Genomic DNA, 17,796 nt, shown 5'->3' on the forward strand with positions numbered 1-17,796 from the left:
TTCGATGGCAGATCAAGGCTGGGCAATGAAAGGAGAGCTGGTACTCTCCTGCAATTGCACAGTTTTTTGTCCTTGCGTGCTGTCTCTCGGCAGTCATCCGCCGACCGAGGGCTATTGTCAGACCTGGGCGGGGTTCCGCATCGATGCCGGCCATTTCGGCGAGGTCGAACTGTCCGGCCTCAACCTTGGGCTGGTCATGGAAATCCCCGGCTATATGAGCCGCGGCAACTGGACCGCCGGACTGTTCATCGACAAGCGCGCCTCAGTCCATGCGGTAAAGGCGCTGACCAGGATTTTCACCGGCAAGGCCTGCGGAACCACCTCGCTGCTCTCCATCCTGGTCGGAAAGTTCCTCGGCGTCGAGCAAGCGCCGATCACCTATGAGACGCGCGACAGGACGCGGATCTTCCAGATACCGAAGATCATCGACGGAGCGGTGACGCCGATCCCAGGCAAGGACCGCGACAAGGATACGGTGGTCAGCAATTCGGAATACTGGATCGCACCGGAAATCATCGTCGCCCGGTCCGACAAGAGCAAGATGCGGGCCTTCGGCCGCAACTGGAATTTTGCCGGCCGCTCGGCCGAAATCTGCAAGCTGGACTGGCGGGGCCCGTGAGCAAAAAAACAACGGCCAGGAAAATCACGGACAGGATCCCGAGGCCAAAGAAGAAAGTCACGTGGCCGCAGGCGCGCGCGTTTTCGGTCCACCTGCTGACCGCGTCGGGCTCGTTCCTGGCGTTCCTGTCGCTGGTGGCAGCGAGCGAGCAGCGCTGGACGGCGATGTTCTGGTGGCTGGGGCTGGCGCTGTTCGTCGACGGCATCGACGGGCCGATCGCCAGGAAACTCGAGGTCAAGGAAATCCTGCCGACATGGTCGGGCGAACTCCTCGACAACATCATCGACTACGTCACTTACGTGCTGATACCAGCCTTCGCGCTTTACCAGCGCGGCTTCATGGGTGAGGGCCTGTCGTTCCTGTCGGCGGCGATCATCGTCGTGTCGAGCGCGATCTACTATGCCGACACCGGCATGAAGACGAAGGAGAATTTCTTCAAGGGTTTTCCGGTGGTCTGGAACATGGTGGTGTTCACGCTTTTCGTCATCGATCCGGGACAATGGGTTTCCTTCGCCGTCGTCGTGGTGGCCGGCATTCTGACCTTTGTGCCAATCAATTTCATCCATCCGGTTCGGGTGGTGCGGCTGCGTCCAATCAACCTTGGCATGACGCTGCTATGGTGCGCTTTTGGAGCGCTGGCGCTGGCGCAGGCAGCTCTTGCCGCCTTCTACGACCAGATCGGCGTCTTGGGCGAGCAGGTGAGTGTCTTCACCAAGATCGGCATCACGGTCACCGGACTTTACCTCGCATGCATCGGCGGTATCATGCAGCTCTTTCCAACGCTCGGCGCCAAGAAAACCTGATCCCAAGAGAGTCTGGTCCCAAGAGAGCCTCATCAATGTCCAAAGCAATACGCATCCACGCCAATGGCGGTCCGGAGGTTCTGACCTATGAGGACGCCGATCCGGGCCAACCCGGCTCGGGACAAATCCTGGTCAGACACACGGCGATCGGCCTCAATTTCATCGACGTCTATCATCGCTCCGGCCTTTATCCGCCGCCAGGCGGTTTCCCGCTGATACCCGGCAGCGAGGCGGCCGGGGTGGTGGTGGAATTGGGCGCGGATCTCGACTGGCTGAAGCCGGGCGATCGCATCGCCTACGCCGTGACGACTGGCGCCTATGCCGAGCAGCGCGTGATCGCCGCCGACCGCGTGGTCAAGGTGCCGGACGGCATCAGCGACGAACAGGCGGCCGCCATGATGCTGAAAGGGATGACGGCGGAATATCTGCTGCGCCGCACCTTCAAGGTGAAGGCGGGCGACACGATTCTGTTTCACGCCGCGGCCGGCGGCGTCGGGCTGATCCTCGGCCAATGGGCCAAGCATCTTGGCGCAACCGTGATCGGCACCGCCAGCTCCGCCGACAAGATCGAGCTCGCCAAGGCGCATGGCTTCGACCATGTCATCAACTACCGCGAGCAGGACTTCGTCGCCGGCGTTCTCGCCATCACCGGCGGCAAGAAGTGCGACGTCGTCTATGATTCGGTAGGCAACGACACCTTTCCGGCCTCGCTCGACTGCCTGAAGCCGCTCGGCATGTTCGCCAGCTTCGGTCAATCGTCGGGGCCGGTCCCGCCGTTCAGCATGTCGTTGCTGGCGCAGAAAGGTTCGCTGTTCGCAACCCGTCCGACGCTGTTCGTCTACAACGCCAAGCGCGAAGATCTGGAGGCGTCCGCCGCCGCGTTATTCGAAATCGTGCTCAGCGGGGCGGTCAAGATCAAGATCAACCAGCGCTACGCGCTCAAGGATGCCGGCAAGGCGCATTCCGACCTTGAAGGCCGCAGGACGACCGGGACAACCATTCTTATCCCCTGAGCCTTGCTATCCCTTGAGTTTCCGCTGAAATTCTTGAAGCTCTTTCAAGACGGGTGCCGCTTTGCGATGACAGCAGGCCGCGCATACGATGCCTGCGGGAACACAGAACATATCTGGCAAACCAGATGGGAGGCACTGTGAGTGCAAATCAGGACGGCGCAGACCTGCTTGAGGTTCGTGGCCTTACCAAAACGTTCGGCACGCTGACCGCGTGTGACCATATCGATCTCAACGTCGCAAAAGGCGAAATCCACGCGTTGCTCGGCGAGAACGGCGCCGGCAAGTCGACGCTCGTCAAAATGCTGTTCGGAACACTGGAGCCCAATTCGGGCGAGATTTTCTGGAACGGTCAGGCGGTCACGATCACCAATCCCGGCTTTGCGAAGAAGCTCGGCATCGGCATGGTGTTCCAGCATTTTTCGCTGTTCGAGGCACTGACGGCGGCCGAGAACATCGCGCTGTCGCTGGACGACGGTTCGCCGATCAGCACGATTGCCGCGAAGGCGAGGGCGCTTTCCTACAGCTACGGCTTGCCGCTCGACCCGCAATCGCTGGTCGGCGACCTGTCGGTCGGTGAGCGCCAGCGTATAGAGATTATCCGCTGCCTTCTGCAGACGCCGCAGCTCATCATTCTCGACGAGCCGACTTCGGTGCTGACGCCGCAGGAAGCCGACAAGCTGTTCGAGACGCTCGAACGGTTGCGCTCGGAAGGAAAGTCCATCCTCTACATTTCGCACCGCCTTGAAGAGGTCAAGCGCATCTGCGACCGCGCCACCGTGCTGCGCCACGGCAAGGTGGTTGGCCATTGCAACCCACGCAAGGAAACCGCGGCATCGCTGGCCCGCATGATGGTCGGCAACGACGTGCAGGCCGTGGTGCGCGCGCCGGTTCAGGGTATCGAGACGGCGCGGCCGCTGCTTGAAATTCGTGCGCTCAGCCGCCGGCCGGCAACGCCGTTCTCGATCCCGCTCAGGAACATCAACCTGACGGTACGCGCCGGCGAAGTGATTGGCATTGCAGGCGTTGCCGGCAACGGCCAGGGCGAGTTCTTCGAATCCGTTTCCGGCGAGGTGCCGCAGCAGGATGCCGCCTCGGTGCGCATCCGCGGCAAGGATGCCGGCGGCCTCAGCATTACCGGCAGGCGGCTGATGGGCGCTGCCTTCGTGCCGGAAGAGCGGCTCGGCCACGGTACAGCCCCCCGCATGAAGCTTTCGGAAAACCTGCTTTTGTCGCGCCATGCCACCGACGACAAGGTGTTTGTCGGCGCCGGCGGAATGGTCAAAAGCGATGCGATCTATGCCGCCGCCCAGCGCATCATCAAGGCGATGGATGTGCGCAAAAGCGCTCCGGACCCGGAGGCGGCAGCGCTTTCAGGCGGCAATCTGCAGAAATTCATCGTCGGCCGCGAACTCGACCGCAGGCCAAGCGTCATGGTCGTCAATCAGCCGACATGGGGCGTCGACGCCGGAGCCGCCGCCCACATTCGCCAGACGCTAATCGAGTTGGCGCGCAGCGGCTCCGCAGTGCTGGTCATCAGTCAGGATCTCGACGAATTGTTCGAGATATCCGACGCGATCGCGGTGATGCACAATGGCGAATTATCGATGCCTTTGCCAATCGCTGAGGCCACATTCGAAAAGATCGGACTGCTGATGGGCGGGGCCGAGCCCGGCCGCGCCGAACACGCTCTGGAGACGTCATGATGCGCCTCGAACTTGTCAAACGGCCACAGCGCTCAATGCTGTTTTCGGCGCTGTCCCCCTTCATTGCCTTTGCGCTGACGATCGTTGCCGGCGCCGTCCTGTTCGCACTGCTTGGCGTCAATCCTTTGAAGGCGTTCCAAATTTACTTCCTCGAGCCGGTCAGTCAGGTCTGGCAGCTGCATGAGCTGGCGATCAAGGCGGCACCGCTCATCCTGATCGGGGTCGGCCTGTCGGTTTGCTACAGGGCCAACATCTGGAACATCGGCGCGGAAGGCCAATTCATCCTGGGCGGCATCGTCGGCTCGAGCATTCCGGTGCTGTTTCCCCAGTTTGAAGGCCCGCTGGTGCTGCCTCTGATGCTGCTGTTCGGAATGGTCGGCGGTGCCGCCTACGCCGCCATTCCCGCCTTGCTCAAGACGCGCTTCAACACCAATGAGATCCTGACCAGCCTGATGCTGGTCTATGTCGCGCAACTGTTCCTCGACTGGCTGGTGCGTGGGCCGTGGCGCGATCCGAAGGGTTTCAATTTCCCGCAGACGATACAGTTCAACGACTCGGCCATATTGCCGGAACTGATGCCGGCCTCCGGCCGTGCCAATTGGGGTTTCGTGTTCGCGCTGGTCGCGGCGGTGCTGGTCTGGATCCTGATGAGCCGCATGCTGAAAGGATTTGAGGTTCGCGTGCTCGGCTCAAGCCCCAGGGCAGGGCGCTTCGCCGGCTTCGGTATCAACCGGATGGTGTTCTTCGCCTTCATGCTGTCGGGTGCACTGGCCGGGCTTGCCGGCATCTCGGAAGTCTCCGGAGCCATCGGCCAGCTGCAGCCGGTGATCTCGCCCGGCTACGGCTTTGCCGCCATCATCGTGGCGTTCCTCGGCCGGCTCAATCCGCTCGGCATCGTCGCTGCGGGCCTGGTGCTGGCACTGACCTATCTCGGCGGCGAGGCGGTGCAAAGCGCGCTCGGCATCTCCGACAAGGTGGCGCGCGTGTTCCAGGGCATGCTCCTGTTCTTCGTGCTCGGCTGCGACACGCTCATTCACTACCGCATTCGCTTGATCGGTTTTGCCGCGCCGAAGCTTGAATCCGCGCCGAAGCTGGAGGAGGCCCGCTGATGGACATCACCGTCAACATTCTTTTGACCATCGCAACCGCGGCGACGCCGTTGCTGATCGCGGCGATCGGCGAGCTGGTGGTCGAACGTTCCGGCGTGCTCAATCTCGGTGTCGAAGGCATGATGATCATGGGGGCGGTCGGCGGTTTCGGCGCCGGCTATCTCACCGGATCGCCGTGGATCGGGTTGTTGGCGGCGATCGCCTTGGGTGCGGTGTTTTCGCTGCTGTTCGCTGTCATGACGTTGTCGCTGGCCACAAACCAGGTGGCGACCGGCCTGTCGCTGACATTGCTCGGCCTCGGGCTTTCCGGCATGATGGGCACCAGCTTTGTCGGCCAGCCCGGCGCGAGGCTGCCAAACCTCGACATTCCCGGCCTGACAGCGATCCCCGTCATCGGCAGGTTGTTGTTCGGCCAGGACCCGATCTTTTACATCTCGATTGCATTGACCGCCGCCGTCATGTGGTTCCTGTTCAAGACCCGCACCGGGCTCACGCTGCGCTCGATCGGCGACAGCCACACATCGGCCCATGCCCTTGGCATCCAGGTCATCCGCTACCGCTATCTGGCGGTGATCTTCGGCGGCGCCTGTGCAGGCCTTGCCGGGGGCCACCTGTCGCTGGTCTATACTCCCCAATGGGTGGAGAACATGACCGCCGGGCGCGGCTGGATTGCGCTGGCGCTGGTCGTGTTTGCATCATGGCGGCCATGGCGGGTGCTGGCTGGCGCCTATATCTTCGGCGCGGTATGGATCGGCCAGCTTCATGCACAGGCTTTTGGCATTCCGGTTCCCTCGCAACTGCTTTCTTCGTTGCCCTATCTGGCAACCATCGTGGTTCTCGTTCTAATCTCGCGCAACAAGCGTTTGACGATGATGAACACACCGGCTTCCTTGGGGCAGCCATTCGTTCCGGATCGTTAACAAAAAAACAAACGGGAAGCTCCAAGGCTTAACTCAGAGAGGTAACACGATGAAAAAACTTCTTATTGCGCTGGTAGCCACGGCGGCAGCATTGTCGCTGGTGCCCACCGCCGAAGCACAGGAAAAGCTGAAAGCCTGTTGGGTCTATACCGGCCCGATCGGCGATTTCGGCTATTCGTACCAGCATGACCAGGGCCGCCTGGACGTAGAGAAGGCACTCGGCGACAAGGTCGAGACCGCATATCTGGAGAACGTCTCCGAGGGTCCCGATGCCGATCGTGCCTTCGAGCGCCTGGCGCGCGAAGGATGCAAGATCATTTTCGGCACGTCCTTCGGCTTCATGGACCCCGAAGTGAAGGTCGCCAAGAAGTTCCCCAACGTGATGTTCGAACACGCGACCGGCTACAAGACGGCCGAAAATCTCGGCATCTACAACGCACGTTTCTACGAAGGCCGCTACATCCTCGGCCAGATCGCCGCCAAGCAATCGAAGTCGGGCGTCGCCGGCTACATCGTTTCGTTCCCGATTCCCGAAGTGGTGATGGGCATAAATTCCTTCATGCTCGGCGCCCAGTCGATCAACCCTAACTTCAAGGCGAAGATCGTCTGGGTCAATTCATGGTTCGATCCGGGCAAGGAAGCCGACGCCGCCAAGGCTCTGTTCGACCAGGGTGCCGACATCATCGTCCAGCACACCGACTCGACTGCTCCCCTGCAAGTCGCCGAAGAGCGCGGGCTGCAGGGCTTCGGCCAGTCTTCGGACATGATCAAGTTCGCTCCCAGGGCGCAATTGACCTCGATCGTCGACGATTGGGGGCCGTACTATGTCAGCCGGGTGAAGGCTGCGCTCGACGGCACCTGGAAGCCGGGCAATGTCTGGCTGGGCATCAAGGACGGCGCCGTTAAGATGGCCGCTTACACCAACATGCCCGATGACGTGAAGGCGATGGCGGAAGCCACCGAGAAGAAGATCGTCGAAGGATGGAACCCGTTCACTGGGCCGATTGCAAAGCAGGACGGCACGCCGTGGCTCAAGGACGGCGAAGTCGCCGATGATGCCACGCTGCTCGGCATGAACTTCTACGTCAAGGGCGTCGACGACAAGCTGCCGCAGTAAGCGCAAGCGGGAGCCAAAATCCTCCCAAGGAGGGGCGCCCGATGGCGCCCTTTCGTTTAGAGCGAGATACGGTCAGACCGCCGAGCCGTAGAGATCGTAGGCGTCGGCACGGTCGATCTTGACGGTGACGACGTCGCCGGCACGCAACGGGCGGCGCGACTGGATATGCACCGAGCCGTCGATTTCGGGCGCGTCGTATTTGGTGCGGCCCTTCGCCGAGGTGCCATGCGCCTCGTCGATCAGGACAGGCAGGCGTTTGCCGACCTTCCTGGCAAGCTGCGTCGCCGAGATCTTCTGCTGGCGCTGCATGAAGCGGTGCCAGCGCGCTTCCTTGATTTCTTGCGGCACCTGTTCGAGGCCGAGATCATTGGAGCGGGCGCCCCTGACCGGCTCGTATTTGAAACAGCCGGCGCGATCGATCTTGGCTTCGTCCAGCCAATCGAGCAGCATTTCGAAATCGTCGTCGGTCTCGCCGGGGAAGCCGACGATGAAGGTGGAGCGGATCGCCAGATCCGGACAGATTTCGCGCCAGCCGCGAATGCGGTCGAGGGTCTTTTCGCCATGGGCAGGCCGGCGCATGTTCTTCAGCACCTGCGGCGAGGCGTGCTGGAACGGGATGTCCAGATAGGGAAGGATCTTTCCTTCGGCCATCAGCGGGATGACATCGGCGACATGCGGGTAGGGGTAGACATAGTGCATGCGTACCCAAACGCCGAGCTTGCCGAGTTCCTCCGCCAGATCGAGGAATTTCGCCCGCACTTCGCGATCGCCGAACATGCTGGTCTGGTATTTGATGTCGATGCCGTAGGCGCTGGTGTCCTGCGAAATGACCAGTATCTCCTTAACGCCGGCCTTGGCCAGTTTCTCGGCTTCGCGCAAAACGTCGGCCGCCGATCGCGAGACGAGGTCGCCGCGCAGCGCCGGAATGATGCAGAAGGTGCAGCGGTTGTTACAGCCTTCTGAAATCTTGAGATAGGCATAGTGGCGCGGCGTGAGCTTGACGCCTTGCGGCGGCAAAAGGTCGATGTAGGGATCGTGGCTAGGGGGTGCTGCCTCATGCACTGCAGCCATCACGCTCTCGTACGCCTGCGGACCGGTGATGGCGAGAACGTTGGGGTGTTTCTCGCGGATGACGTCAGGTTCGGCGCCGAGACAGCCGGTGACGATGACCCTGCCGTTCTCCGAAAGGGCGGAGCCGATGGCATTGAGCGATTCATCACGAGCCGAATCGAGAAAGCCGCAGGTGTTGACGACGACCAGATCGGCGCCGTCATGTTTGCGCGCGATCTCGTAGCCTTCGGCGCGCAGGCGCGTGATGATGCGCTCCGAGTCCACGAGGGCTTTCGGGCATCCAAGGCTTACGAAACTGACGCGAGGGGCAGACATGTGCGGTTTCCAATGGACGCGGGCCGGAAACCCTAAGGCCCGGCCCGGAAGTCTCGATACATGTTGATCTTTAGAACTTTCGCAGAAGCTCAATTGCATGGCGCAATAGCATAGTTCCGCAATCAAGCAAACCGAGGAATGGCTTGGCGCCGCTCGGCGGGCCTGCACTGCTAAAGGGTCAGATTCAATGACCGCCCGGTCCGAACCAAGGCGCCAGGAACGCAAACTGTTCGGGGAACTGCTGCACGGCACCATCCAGAAGCATCTTCACGGCGACATAGAGAATGATCACAAGGCCGATATAGGCAATCCAGCGGTACTTATGCAGGAGGCGTGCGACAAACGAAGCGGCGAAGCCCATCAGCGCAATCGACAGCGCCAAGCCGATGATCAGGACCGTCGGATGGTCCATTGCCGCGCCTGCGACTGCAAGGACGTTATCGAGAGACATCGAAACGTCGGCAATGACGATCTGCCAGGCTGCCTGAGCGAAGGTCTTGCGCGGCCCTTTGCCGCCGATCGTCCCGCTCTTGTCGTAATCGACATTCGACAACGATTCCGTCGCGTCATGTTCCTGCTCGTGGCTGACACGGAGTTCGCGCCACATCTTCCAGCACACCCAAAGCAGCAGCAGGCCGCCGGCTATAAGAAGAATGGGGCCGATTGTGAGGAGCCACTGGGTAATTAGTGCGAAGAAGATGCGAAGCACGGTGGCCGCCGCAATGCCGACGAGAATCGCCTTCTTACGCTGGTCCGACGGCAGGCCTGCCGCGGCAAGACCGATGACGATGGCATTGTCGCCGGCAAGCACAAGGTCGATGGCGATGACCTGGAGCAGAGCCGCGAGGCCAGCGGCGGTAAAAATTTCCATCAGCCGGAATTTCCTTGCTTGGTCGCCAATCGTTCGCGTGGGGTGCCCGAACGCCTAACGTGTATGGTTCCCGCGCGTCAAGAGATGGCTTGAGTACAAGGCCGGCAACCGCCTGAGCTGCCGTGATCAAGATGACCCCGAAACCAGAACGCAAATGGCGCCCCTGCAAGGAAATCTGTCGAAACTGCTCATGCCAGGCAGTCCTCTGCAGGCATCGGGATAGTAAAAATGATGTCATGCGGCAATCGGTGCGAAATCGTCGGCCGGATGGCGCGAGCCGCGCATGCGCCAATGTCGCGACTCCGCGCACGACCGCTCCACGATTGGTGGAATCCTCGACAATTGCCCAGTTCCGCCTGGCGTCGCAACCATGCGATGCAGGGCTTGATCGAGAACGACAGCACGGGTTGAAGCACGCCGCCACCGCGATAGATTTCGGGGACCGAAGAGTACTATGCCTTAGAAAGTGTTCCTCACAGGAGAGGCTCGTGACGTCTGACGACAACACACCCGTCCTTTCCGGGGCGATCGGGGAGTACCGCGAGTTCGATCCTCCGGCCGCACTCGAAAGGCATTTCCTGTGTGTCTGGTCCAATACATTGCGCCCGGACGCGGGGAGCTTATCGGCCGTGGTCCCCGACGGTTGCGTCGACATCACCTGGATCGACGGCGATCTGGTCGTAGCGGGCCCCGACGTGGCCGTTGCCCTCTCTACGCTGACACCCGGCTCTACTGTGATCGGCACCCGCTTCCGACCGGGTGCGGCGAGCCGGTGGCTCGGGCTGCCGATGTCGGAGATCGTCGGCGGCCGGGTGGGGCTTAGCCAGTTCTGGGGGGCGCTGGCGCGCGAAATCGCCCAGAGAATTGGCGATGCATCCTCCACGGCGGAGCGGATGCGGGCGATGCAAGCGGCGCTCACCAGGCTTGCGCCCGATGTCAAGCCGCCGCCTCCGGACATGGGATTTGCCTTCAACTCGCTGAAAACGGAATCCGCCGGTCCGGGCATGGCGGTGATCCTCGATCGGCTCGACGTCAGCCCGCGAACACTTCGCCGCCGCTGCCAGGAGGCTTTCGGCTATGGTCCGAAGACGCTCGACCGCATTCTCCGCTTCCAGCGGTTTTTGAACCTGGCGCGGCAGTCCGCCGAGCCGCGCCTTGTCGATCTTGCGTTCGAGGCGGGCTATTCGGACCAGGCGCATCTCACGCGCGAGGTGCGGCGCCTGTCGGGGTTCTCGCCCGCGACGGTTCTGCGACAGCTCGGCGCTGAACTGGCCGTTTCGTTCAATACGCCACCGCCAACTCCCCCTAGTCTGCCTTCGTTGAAAGGAGGCAGATATGACGATCTACAAATCCCGCATCATCACCGTGTCCATCGACCGGGACTGGCGCGAAGTCTACGACTTCGCCTCCATCCCGGAGAATTTCCAGCGCTGGGCGGCAGGCCTCGGCCGGCGCTTCGAAAGATCGGGCGAAGAATGGACTGCGGAGGACCCCGAGGGCCGGTCCATCCGCATCCGCTTCTCCCGGCCCAATGAATTCGGTGTCCTCGATCACATCGTCTTCGCCGAGGGCAAGGAAACCCGCAATGCGGTGCGCGTGGTACCCAACGGGACCGGCGCGGAGGTCTTGTTCGTGCTCTTAAGGATGCCGGACATGACGGAGGAGATATTCGCTGCCGACGCCGCCGCGGTAGAGCGCGACCTCAACACCCTGAAGGCAATGCTCGAACGCTGAGCTTCCCAAGATCACGAAAGGAGAAGATCATGGCCAAATCCAGCAACGACAAGCGCATCGACTATGTCGAGTTTTCCGTCGGTGACATCGCGCGCTCGCGCGACTTCTATGGCAAGGCCTTCGGCTGGTCCTTTAAGGACTACGGGCCGAGCTATTGCGAGTTCAACGACGGCCGCCTGACCGGCGGCTTCGCCCTCGGTGGCCAGAGCAAGGCGGCAGGCGGGCCGCTGGTGATCCTCTATGCCGACGACCTTGATGAGACCCAGCGCCACGTCGAGGAGGCCGGTGGGAAGATCGTCAAGCCCGTCTATTCCTTCCCCGGCGGCCGCCGCTTTCACTTTTCCGACCCGGACGGCTACGAGCTGTCCGTGTGGTCGGGCAAGTGAGATAGCGGAAGGGGGCGCCGAGCCGAGCCCGGCGCCTCTTCGAATGGTTTTGGGCGGGCCGTCGGGGCTTAATGCCGCTCTTGGCGCCAGGAGCGGATATTGAATACTGACTGGGCGAGCTACCAAGGATTCGATTGCGCGGCTGGTATCTCTGTGCTGAACCACCTTAGAGAGCCAGCGCTGCTGTTGTAACAAAATTATTGTCCGATGGCGTAGCTCGCATCGTATAAGGCTGGCCTGAGGACCATCGCATACCGCACGAAGCATGACGGAACCGACACGAACGACAGTACGGCAAAGGCTGTATGCTTTTTTGATTGCAGGCCTGGGCGGGCTGGCCGCATCGGCAATCTCGTTTTCGATGACGCTCTACGAAGCTGCCCATCCGCCAAAGGTGCCGGTTGTGCAGGCAGGCCAGCAGATCGATACCGGTCGCTGGTTTGTGACCTTGCGAACGGCACGTGTCGGAACAGTGCCGCCGACAGGCGTTCCTCCGTCGCAGCCGGTGCAGCTTCTGATGGTGGATCTGGACGTGGTGAACCGTTCCGCCACTCCAAACAACGTGCTCTATCGAACTGTGACGCTCAGCGCACCGGCGCAAAAGCTGCCGATGCCAACGGTTTATCTCGATCGCGACAAGTATCTGGCGGGATATTTCAATCCCAACATGCCGGAACGCCTGACCATGGCCTGGGAGTGGCCGGCCGGTGTGCCCGTGCCGGACAAGGTGACGATCACCGTTACCGGCCAAATCTACAAGCTGCGCGACAATCTCTACGGCGCAAGCGGGTGGTACGACCGAGATCCCGTTGCGACGGTCGATCTGCCGTTGGAAAAGGCGCTATGATGCGCATGGGGCGTTCGGTGCTTGCGCTGCTGTTCGCTGCAGCCGTGCTCTACGGCATGCAGCATACGCGTCCGCTCTACAGCGACATTACATCGCCGATAGTCTCTTCGGGCGGAATGAACAAGCGTGTCCAGGCTAGCGCGTTCGCGCTTTCGCTGGACAGCGCCAGGGTCGCGCGTGTCCTCAACGTCGAGACCTTCGGGAAGTCAAAGACCTACACGAGTTCCGGCGTATGGGTTGTGGTCGAAGGCGAGGCGGAGGCGAAATTCGAGACCTTGCGTCTCACATCGGGTGAGTGGCTGAGCGGCAGCGGCATCCGTTATGTCCTGACCGACCGGCTGCCGGCGACGATCGAAATGATGCCGGGCGATGCCTACCAGCCCGGCCTGCCACGCCGCGTCCTTCTGGTGTTCGAAGTGCCGGAAGAAGCCGTCGCCGGCGGGACCGTAGTGGTCGCACGCACAAAATTGCTGCCGCTCGACGATGAGATCCGCATCACCACGGATGTTTCCGGCAAAGACATCGAGCCCGCAATCACTATCCGCCGCAACGAAGAAAGGCCGCCATGGACAGTTCTCCCGCAAAGGTGATGTCAACGCGGCGAGGTTACTGGCTGAGCATCACGGCGCTGGTGGTTGCGCTGCCTGCCGCGCTAGTCGTGCAGACGTGGGGAAGCATCAAGGACTGGCGCTCCCAATTTTTGCGCCAGCCGCTATCTGCGACCTTGGGGCAACCGATCGACTATGCCGGCGCAAGCTGGACCGTGACGCGCATCACCAGACTGGCAGGCAGTGAGGGAAACGCCGTCGTCCTCGCCGAATTCGAAGCTCTCGCAGCTGACCCGAAAGCGCTCGGCGCCGTTCCATGCAAGGTGCGGCTTTCCGATGGAAGCGGTCGCGAATGGCAGCCAACCCTATTTGCCGATCCGATGGTCAGGACGCAATATCCGGAGGCCCAGCAACGGTCCCTGTGTGGCGGCATGGCGTTCGCGGCGGCGGAGCCCGGCAAGCCGGCACGGATGGCTGCCAGCTTTTCGATTCCGCCTGCGGCGAGCAGCCTCACGCTATCGATCGCCCTCTACTCGGCGCTGCCGAATTATCTCAGCGTCAGCGAGCCGCGGACCTGACGCCACGCGCTTCGCCAGCCATGGCGACTGCAGTCTCGAGCACGGCTGCAAGCAGCGCGACTCGGACTGCGTCGAGCAGGATTCCTCCGTCGAGTTCGCTTGGGCTGCCGATGAACAGGCTGATGGTGTCTGCTAAGATCTGCCAAGTTGCGAGATCATGCGCTCCGATCAGTCTTGTCAGGCCATACCACATCCAGGCGCCGATCCAGGAGATGGCCTGATAGGCGATGACGAAGGAGACAAGCGTCGCAAGGCCGGCACTGAGCGTCAGCTTGAGACAAGTCCAGACCGGCGAATAGCGGCTGCGGTAGCCGCCAACGAAGTGCGTCGCGAAATCCTTCAGCCACTTTTGCCATGAGGTCGTGCGCGATAGCGCAGGACCGGCAGCAGCCGGCGCGGAAAGCTCATAGCGGTTGATGATCGCCGCCATCACCAGCCAGACAATCGGCAGCAACGCGAAAAAGAAAAGATTCTGAAGCTGCTCTCCGAAGGGAAGCGGCCGGAATTCCACCGGAACGAACTGGCCGGCGGCAGCCGCCGAAGTTACCGGCGCAAACAAATCGAGGCTGAGCTGCTGCAGCGCCGCGCCTGCGCCAAGCCAGCGGATGAACTGGTCTTTCCATACGCCGAGCGCGTAGAGACCGATGAAGACCCAAGTTGCGTCCGTCGCCACGATCAGCAGCCGCCAGTAGGGGTGAGAGGCGCGCGCATTCAGCCGCTTGGCGGCAAAACGCACCAGCCAGCAAATGACGATCGACAGTACCACGCCGCTTGACTGAAGAATGGCGAAGATGTCGACGCTCTTGCCGAGATCGGCTTGGGCCAGCGCCATGCGCGAATATTCGCGAACCGTATCGCCAAGAAAGCCCCAGGCGGCATAATAGGCGAAGAAAGGCAGGATCGCAGCGGCGGTAATCGCCAGGATCGGCTCGCGTTTTGTTTCGTCCGCTCCCTTTTTTGCTTGTTTCCTCAGTGCCGCCACCGCCGGCATATGCGGCCGGAGCACCACGAACATCATGACCAGCACCGTCAGCTTGGCGAGAACCACCAGCGACAGCATGACCATTCCGCCCAGCGGGAATTGGAGGCCGATCGTCACGGCGCCCTGTAGCAGCAGATCATGAGCGATCACACCGAGGCAGCCGACCAGCAATAGCTGCGGCCAGCACTGGACAAGCAACCGCGTGGTTACTGCAAGAGGCCGGTATATGTCGTCAATCGTCGTGGTCATCGCGTCGGGTGACTTTTGTGCTCCGGTCCGGACTTAAGATGTTGTTTCGCCAGACGATCCCCAAATCCAAAAGGAGGGGTTGCATTGGCGGAGGGAGGACCTGAAAACCAACCTTGTCCACTGATTTGGGATCACCTTCGTAGTTGGGGTGTTCGGCTGATGCTGTTCATTTGACCTGTTCAATCTGCGGACCTGGGTCGACTGGCGGAGCAGGCGTGCACTGCCGGCTCCGGCGCTTCTTCGTGGTTAGGCGGATCAAGCTCATCCTCAGCGCATCCTACTAGTCACATCGCCCCGGCATTAGTTCCGAGGCAGATAGCCTCCTCGTAGGCTTTTGGGAGTACTGGTTTGCTCGCGCCAATGTCGCGTAGATAGCGCGAACTTGAGGGAGCTACCAGTCCTCCTAGGTCGCTCGCCGAACTCTGCGCCGTTCCCGGGCGTCGGACGACGATCGTCGGCTGGAATCTGGATGACCTCCGCCTCTGTGCGGCCAAACTCCCGGCCGATTTGAAATGCCGCATACAGCGCGCCAAGACCGATTAGGAATCGAAGCATTTGAGATCTCCTTCGGGCGGTAGAACTACACGGCCGGCAGTCAGTTCCACAGGGGCGGAACCACAACGTTCAACATTCGTTGCCACTGACCGTGGGCCAAGGAGGACGCCACAGATGGCGAACAAGAGGACGAGCGACACGAGCCGAGTTAAGAAGGGTGCAGAACTTGAAGTTGAGCACCTGGCGGAGATGACAGACGTAACGCCCAAACAGGCACGGGCATTGCTTCGCAAGCACGGCGCGGACTGGCAGCGGCTGAGGGACGAAGCTGAAGATTTGAAGAAAGACGACTAGTCGGGTCGGCCGGCGCGATTCAGGCGTAGCCTCGCCTGACTGGGGACCTACTTGCGCACAAGCCAGTCCAGCGCGGCTGAATCGACATGCTCGTGGCGGCAATCCTTAACCGGGCCGACCGTCGGGACACCGTTTCGATCAAAGCGACGTTGAATCATATTCGGCACGCCGCGCCTGATCTGGTCGCATCCGACGACGAGCTAATCGAGGCTGTTATAGAGGCAGCTACTGCCCTAGGCCTGTCCGTGGCTTTCCGATGGGCGAGCAGTGGCCGTTCGTTAGCTTGAGCGCCGGTTATCCTCGCCCCTCTACCATTTGTGCGCGGCCCAAAATAACCTGTTGATCTTCCCACGCAAAGTGCCAACAAATGGGCGCTTGTGGCTTATGGCCGGGGGGCGCCTCAGGTGAATGCTAAGACGAATTGTGAGCGCGAAGCCGTGGACCTTGTCCATGAGGCCATCCACAAGATCCCCTACGGTGGCACGGTCTCTGTCAAGGCCATTGTAGCAGCGGTTCGCCAAGATGGCCCTCATCTCGAATGCACGGACAGGCGGCTGATCGAGCTTATTGTGACGGCAGCTCCGGCGTTCGGACGCGCGGTAGCATTCGACCTCCACGAATGATGCTGCAGCAAACACTTCGTCCCTTTGCGGAACTCTTCAGCAATCAAAGAGTTGCGCACCAAAGGTGATCGTTATGGCAACTCACGACAAAGACCGTGCCTTCCGAGAGTTGATCAGATCGGAAGACTACCGACGCAAGCTTCGAGATCTGCTAAGATTGGACGGCGAACAGACATTGCCACCGAGGCTTCTAGCGTTGGCGGTGGAGCTTCAGGAGGAGCTTGAGCGGCGAGGGATAGACTTCGCTGACGAGAACCCCTAGTCCACCAGCTACCAATCTCAGCCGTCCATATCCAGTGGCTCATGTTCCGGCTCCGCGTGCCATGCTGCCTGGCGCCGATCGCGCATGTCGAAAACTTGGCCACAGACCGGACAGGGGTTGAAATGATCAGCCTCGCATTTGCGCTGCCGCTTGCCGATTACGGGCGGCAGGTCAATATCCGAGAGTGCCACTGCCGGACTTCGTCTTCGAAGCGCCGCAATGACCTCCGTTAGCACCGCACGGCTGGCCCCATGCCGCCGGATCAGCTCGCGCACTTGGTCGGACCGGACGCCGTTTTCCTTGGCGAAGCGGTGAATTTCTAGATCATTCCCAGGCGACAGTTGACCACGGTCTCGATCGGGCATCCTCGTCATAGTCGGACAGCTCTCGTTCATGACTGCATTCTCTTGGCCTCACGCTCCAGCGTGGCCCGTTCGTTGCCGTGGCGGCGGATCAAATCCCTGACCTGCTCCGGTGCAATGCCATTCGACTTGGCGAAATGATCGACCTCGTAGTCTTCGTCGGCGGAACCCCGATTGCGGTCGCGGAAATCGCGCTTTGTCTTGTCGTCGGCCATTGATCGTCCTCCCGTTGGCCAAGCCAAACCGCGAAATTGGCCAGAAGGTTCCCGTAATTCGGGTTGCTTTAAAGAAACATTCGGCCTCGCTCTGCGTTCGGCTCTATGGAGCTGCCCTATGAGCGACGATGATAGTAAGGGAAGGCCAGATAGCGGGTCTGTCGTCCAGCTTCTTGCCCGGCGATTGGCAAAGGAAACTGGCATCTCGGAGACTGATGCTCGGTTGCTGATCGAACTGATCGGCACCAATTGGAATTCATTGTTGCGTGAGGCCCGGGTGCTGAAATCGCGGCGTTGACACTAGGTGCCGAACGGACACGCTTGACGTGGCCGGCGTCCCTTGGGGGCGTTGGGGTAGATTGCCTAGTAGAGACACCGGCCGAGCGGATTGGGGTCCGCCGCAAGAGACAATTTCAGCAAGAGCTTCCATTCGGCAACCAGGATCGCGGAGCACCCTAAACAATTCGTTGATCAACGGCTTGCGATGAAGCTTGCACTGCGCAATGTTGGCGGCAGGGGCCATGATTACCGAGACTGACGCACCCCTAGGCGTGGGCTCGTGCGATACTGTTTCGACATCTACCGTGACTAGGCCGGCTCCTTCGATCCGGACCGTCACC

General features: G+C 61.1%; 19 protein-coding genes and 1 pseudogene. 15 read left to right on the plus strand and 5 right to left on the minus strand.

Features of this window, described 5'->3' with window-relative positions; all coding sequences use genetic code 11:
- Positions 1–4: 4 nt before the first annotated feature.
- The 7 genes from ACWUKX_RS17800 to ACWUKX_RS17830 all read left to right on the plus strand — a co-directional run bounded on the left by ACWUKX_RS17800 (position 5) and on the right by ACWUKX_RS17830 (position 7,284).
- The gene (locus ACWUKX_RS17800) at positions 5–619 is read left to right on the plus strand and encodes a DUF1326 domain-containing protein (protein WP_456008169.1); all 615 of its coding nucleotides are present in this window, start codon (positions 5–7) and stop codon (positions 617–619) included.
- A gap of 35 nt (positions 620–654) precedes the next feature.
- The gene (gene pcsA / locus ACWUKX_RS17805) at positions 655–1,422 is read left to right on the plus strand and encodes a phosphatidylcholine synthase (RefSeq protein WP_246684285.1); all 768 of its coding nucleotides are present in this window, start codon (positions 655–657) and stop codon (positions 1,420–1,422) included.
- A gap of 35 nt (positions 1,423–1,457) precedes the next feature.
- Positions 1,458–2,435, plus strand: coding sequence for a quinone oxidoreductase family protein (locus ACWUKX_RS17810; protein ID WP_456008170.1), 978 nt, complete (start codon positions 1,458–1,460; stop codon positions 2,433–2,435).
- A 125-nt stretch (positions 2,436–2,560) separates the two neighbouring features.
- Complete coding sequence (locus ACWUKX_RS17815; protein WP_456008172.1) at positions 2,561–4,138, plus strand: ABC transporter ATP-binding protein; 1,578 nt, start codon at positions 2,561–2,563, stop codon at positions 4,136–4,138.
- Complete coding sequence (locus ACWUKX_RS17820; protein WP_456008173.1) at positions 4,135–5,247, plus strand: ABC transporter permease; 1,113 nt, start codon at positions 4,135–4,137, stop codon at positions 5,245–5,247. Before ACWUKX_RS17815 ends, ACWUKX_RS17820 begins: the two co-directional genes overlap by 4 nt.
- Positions 5,247–6,167: an ABC transporter permease gene (locus ACWUKX_RS17825; protein WP_029352466.1), complete on the plus strand. Its 921-nt coding sequence runs from the start codon at positions 5,247–5,249 to the stop codon at positions 6,165–6,167. Before ACWUKX_RS17820 ends, ACWUKX_RS17825 begins: the two co-directional genes overlap by 1 nt.
- A gap of 49 nt (positions 6,168–6,216) precedes the next feature.
- Complete coding sequence (locus tag ACWUKX_RS17830) at positions 6,217–7,284, plus strand: BMP family ABC transporter substrate-binding protein (RefSeq protein WP_456008174.1); 1,068 nt, start codon at positions 6,217–6,219, stop codon at positions 7,282–7,284.
- Between the two features lie 72 nt (positions 7,285–7,356).
- Here the strand turns inward: ACWUKX_RS17830 and rimO are convergent, their stop codons facing one another.
- Together rimO and ACWUKX_RS17840 are read right to left on the minus strand one after the other, a co-directional pair.
- On the minus strand, positions 7,357–8,670 hold the full coding sequence (rimO, locus tag ACWUKX_RS17835; RefSeq protein WP_456008175.1) for a 30S ribosomal protein S12 methylthiotransferase RimO: 1,314 nt from the start codon (positions 8,668–8,670) through the stop codon (positions 7,357–7,359).
- Between the two features lie 184 nt (positions 8,671–8,854).
- Positions 8,855–9,541, minus strand: coding sequence for a TerC family protein (locus ACWUKX_RS17840; RefSeq protein ID WP_065010043.1), 687 nt, complete (start codon positions 9,539–9,541; stop codon positions 8,855–8,857).
- Between the two features lie 236 nt (positions 9,542–9,777).
- Here ACWUKX_RS17840 and ACWUKX_RS17845 point away from each other — a divergent pair.
- The 6 genes and pseudogenes from ACWUKX_RS17845 to ACWUKX_RS17870 all read left to right on the plus strand — a co-directional run.
- A pseudogene (locus ACWUKX_RS17845) lies at positions 9,778–10,734 on the plus strand (DUF6597 domain-containing transcriptional factor); the annotation flags it as partial.
- Between the two features lie 142 nt (positions 10,735–10,876).
- Positions 10,877–11,275: an SRPBCC family protein gene (locus ACWUKX_RS17850; RefSeq protein WP_456008176.1), complete on the plus strand. Its 399-nt coding sequence runs from the start codon at positions 10,877–10,879 to the stop codon at positions 11,273–11,275.
- Between the two features lie 29 nt (positions 11,276–11,304).
- The gene (locus tag ACWUKX_RS17855; protein ID WP_456008177.1) at positions 11,305–11,661 is read left to right on the plus strand and encodes a VOC family protein; all 357 of its coding nucleotides are present in this window, start codon (positions 11,305–11,307) and stop codon (positions 11,659–11,661) included.
- A gap of 313 nt (positions 11,662–11,974) precedes the next feature.
- A complete protein-coding gene (locus ACWUKX_RS17860; protein ID WP_456008179.1) occupies positions 11,975–12,508 on the plus strand; it encodes a hypothetical protein in 534 nt (177 codons plus the stop codon).
- Entirely contained in the window at positions 12,505–13,098 is a 594-nt protein-coding gene (locus ACWUKX_RS17865; RefSeq protein ID WP_456008180.1) for a hypothetical protein, read from the plus strand. Before ACWUKX_RS17860 ends, ACWUKX_RS17865 begins: the two co-directional genes overlap by 4 nt.
- The gene (locus ACWUKX_RS17870; RefSeq protein ID WP_456008181.1) at positions 13,074–13,634 is read left to right on the plus strand and encodes a hypothetical protein; all 561 of its coding nucleotides are present in this window, start codon (positions 13,074–13,076) and stop codon (positions 13,632–13,634) included. Before ACWUKX_RS17865 ends, ACWUKX_RS17870 begins: the two co-directional genes overlap by 25 nt.
- Here ACWUKX_RS17870 and ACWUKX_RS17875 read toward each other — a convergent pair.
- Positions 13,615–14,865, minus strand: a complete 1,251-nt coding sequence (locus tag ACWUKX_RS17875) for a hypothetical protein (RefSeq protein WP_456008182.1) — start codon at positions 14,863–14,865, stop codon at positions 13,615–13,617. The two genes, ACWUKX_RS17870 and ACWUKX_RS17875, sit on opposite strands and share 20 nt — an antisense overlap.
- A 669-nt stretch (positions 14,866–15,534) precedes the next feature.
- Here ACWUKX_RS17875 and ACWUKX_RS17880 point away from each other — a divergent pair.
- Complete coding sequence (locus ACWUKX_RS17880) at positions 15,535–15,714, plus strand: DUF3606 domain-containing protein (protein WP_456008183.1); 180 nt, start codon at positions 15,535–15,537, stop codon at positions 15,712–15,714.
- A 902-nt stretch (positions 15,715–16,616) separates the two neighbouring features.
- Here the strand turns inward: ACWUKX_RS17880 and ACWUKX_RS17885 are convergent.
- The gene (locus ACWUKX_RS17885; protein ID WP_456008184.1) at positions 16,617–16,994 is read right to left on the minus strand and encodes a hypothetical protein; all 378 of its coding nucleotides are present in this window, start codon (positions 16,992–16,994) and stop codon (positions 16,617–16,619) included.
- On the minus strand, positions 16,991–17,176 hold the full coding sequence (locus tag ACWUKX_RS17890; protein ID WP_456008186.1) for a DUF3606 domain-containing protein: 186 nt from the start codon (positions 17,174–17,176) through the stop codon (positions 16,991–16,993). The genes ACWUKX_RS17885 and ACWUKX_RS17890 overlap by 4 nt, the downstream gene beginning before the upstream one ends.
- Before the next feature lie 118 nt (positions 17,177–17,294).
- Here ACWUKX_RS17890 and ACWUKX_RS17895 point away from each other — a divergent pair, with 118 nt between their 5' ends.
- The gene (locus ACWUKX_RS17895) at positions 17,295–17,474 is read left to right on the plus strand and encodes a hypothetical protein (RefSeq protein ID WP_456008187.1); all 180 of its coding nucleotides are present in this window, start codon (positions 17,295–17,297) and stop codon (positions 17,472–17,474) included.
- The last annotated feature ends 322 nt before the right edge of the window (positions 17,475–17,796 follow it).

Source organism: Mesorhizobium sp. f-mel, assembly GCF_053850215.1.

Coding starts and splice junctions, on each gene's coding strand:
- ACWUKX_RS17890 (WP_456008186.1), bottom strand. CDS start 17,176: ATGGCCGACGACAAGACAAAGCGCGATTTCCGCGACCGCAATCGGGGT.
- ACWUKX_RS17885 (WP_456008184.1), bottom strand. CDS start 16,994: ATGAACGAGAGCTGTCCGACTATGACGAGGATGCCCGATCGAGACCGT.
- ACWUKX_RS17850 (WP_456008176.1), top strand. CDS start 10,877: ATGACGATCTACAAATCCCGCATCATCACCGTGTCCATCGACCGGGAC.
- ACWUKX_RS17820 (WP_456008173.1), top strand. CDS start 4,135: ATGATGCGCCTCGAACTTGTCAAACGGCCACAGCGCTCAATGCTGTTT.
- rimO (WP_456008175.1), bottom strand. CDS start 8,670: ATGTCTGCCCCTCGCGTCAGTTTCGTAAGCCTTGGATGCCCGAAAGCC.
- ACWUKX_RS17865 (WP_456008180.1), top strand. CDS start 12,505: ATGATGCGCATGGGGCGTTCGGTGCTTGCGCTGCTGTTCGCTGCAGCC.
- ACWUKX_RS17810 (WP_456008170.1), top strand. CDS start 1,458: ATGTCCAAAGCAATACGCATCCACGCCAATGGCGGTCCGGAGGTTCTG.
- ACWUKX_RS17855 (WP_456008177.1), top strand. CDS start 11,305: ATGGCCAAATCCAGCAACGACAAGCGCATCGACTATGTCGAGTTTTCC.
- ACWUKX_RS17875 (WP_456008182.1), bottom strand. CDS start 14,865: ATGACCACGACGATTGACGACATATACCGGCCTCTTGCAGTAACCACG.
- ACWUKX_RS17895 (WP_456008187.1), top strand. CDS start 17,295: ATGAGCGACGATGATAGTAAGGGAAGGCCAGATAGCGGGTCTGTCGTC.
- ACWUKX_RS17800 (WP_456008169.1), top strand. CDS start 5: ATGGCAGATCAAGGCTGGGCAATGAAAGGAGAGCTGGTACTCTCCTGC.
- ACWUKX_RS17830 (WP_456008174.1), top strand. CDS start 6,217: ATGAAAAAACTTCTTATTGCGCTGGTAGCCACGGCGGCAGCATTGTCG.
- ACWUKX_RS17825 (WP_029352466.1), top strand. CDS start 5,247: ATGGACATCACCGTCAACATTCTTTTGACCATCGCAACCGCGGCGACG.
- ACWUKX_RS17880 (WP_456008183.1), top strand. CDS start 15,535: ATGGCGAACAAGAGGACGAGCGACACGAGCCGAGTTAAGAAGGGTGCA.
- ACWUKX_RS17840 (WP_065010043.1), bottom strand. CDS start 9,541: ATGGAAATTTTTACCGCCGCTGGCCTCGCGGCTCTGCTCCAGGTCATC.
- ACWUKX_RS17815 (WP_456008172.1), top strand. CDS start 2,561: ATGGGAGGCACTGTGAGTGCAAATCAGGACGGCGCAGACCTGCTTGAG.
- ACWUKX_RS17870 (WP_456008181.1), top strand. CDS start 13,074: ATGGACAGTTCTCCCGCAAAGGTGATGTCAACGCGGCGAGGTTACTGG.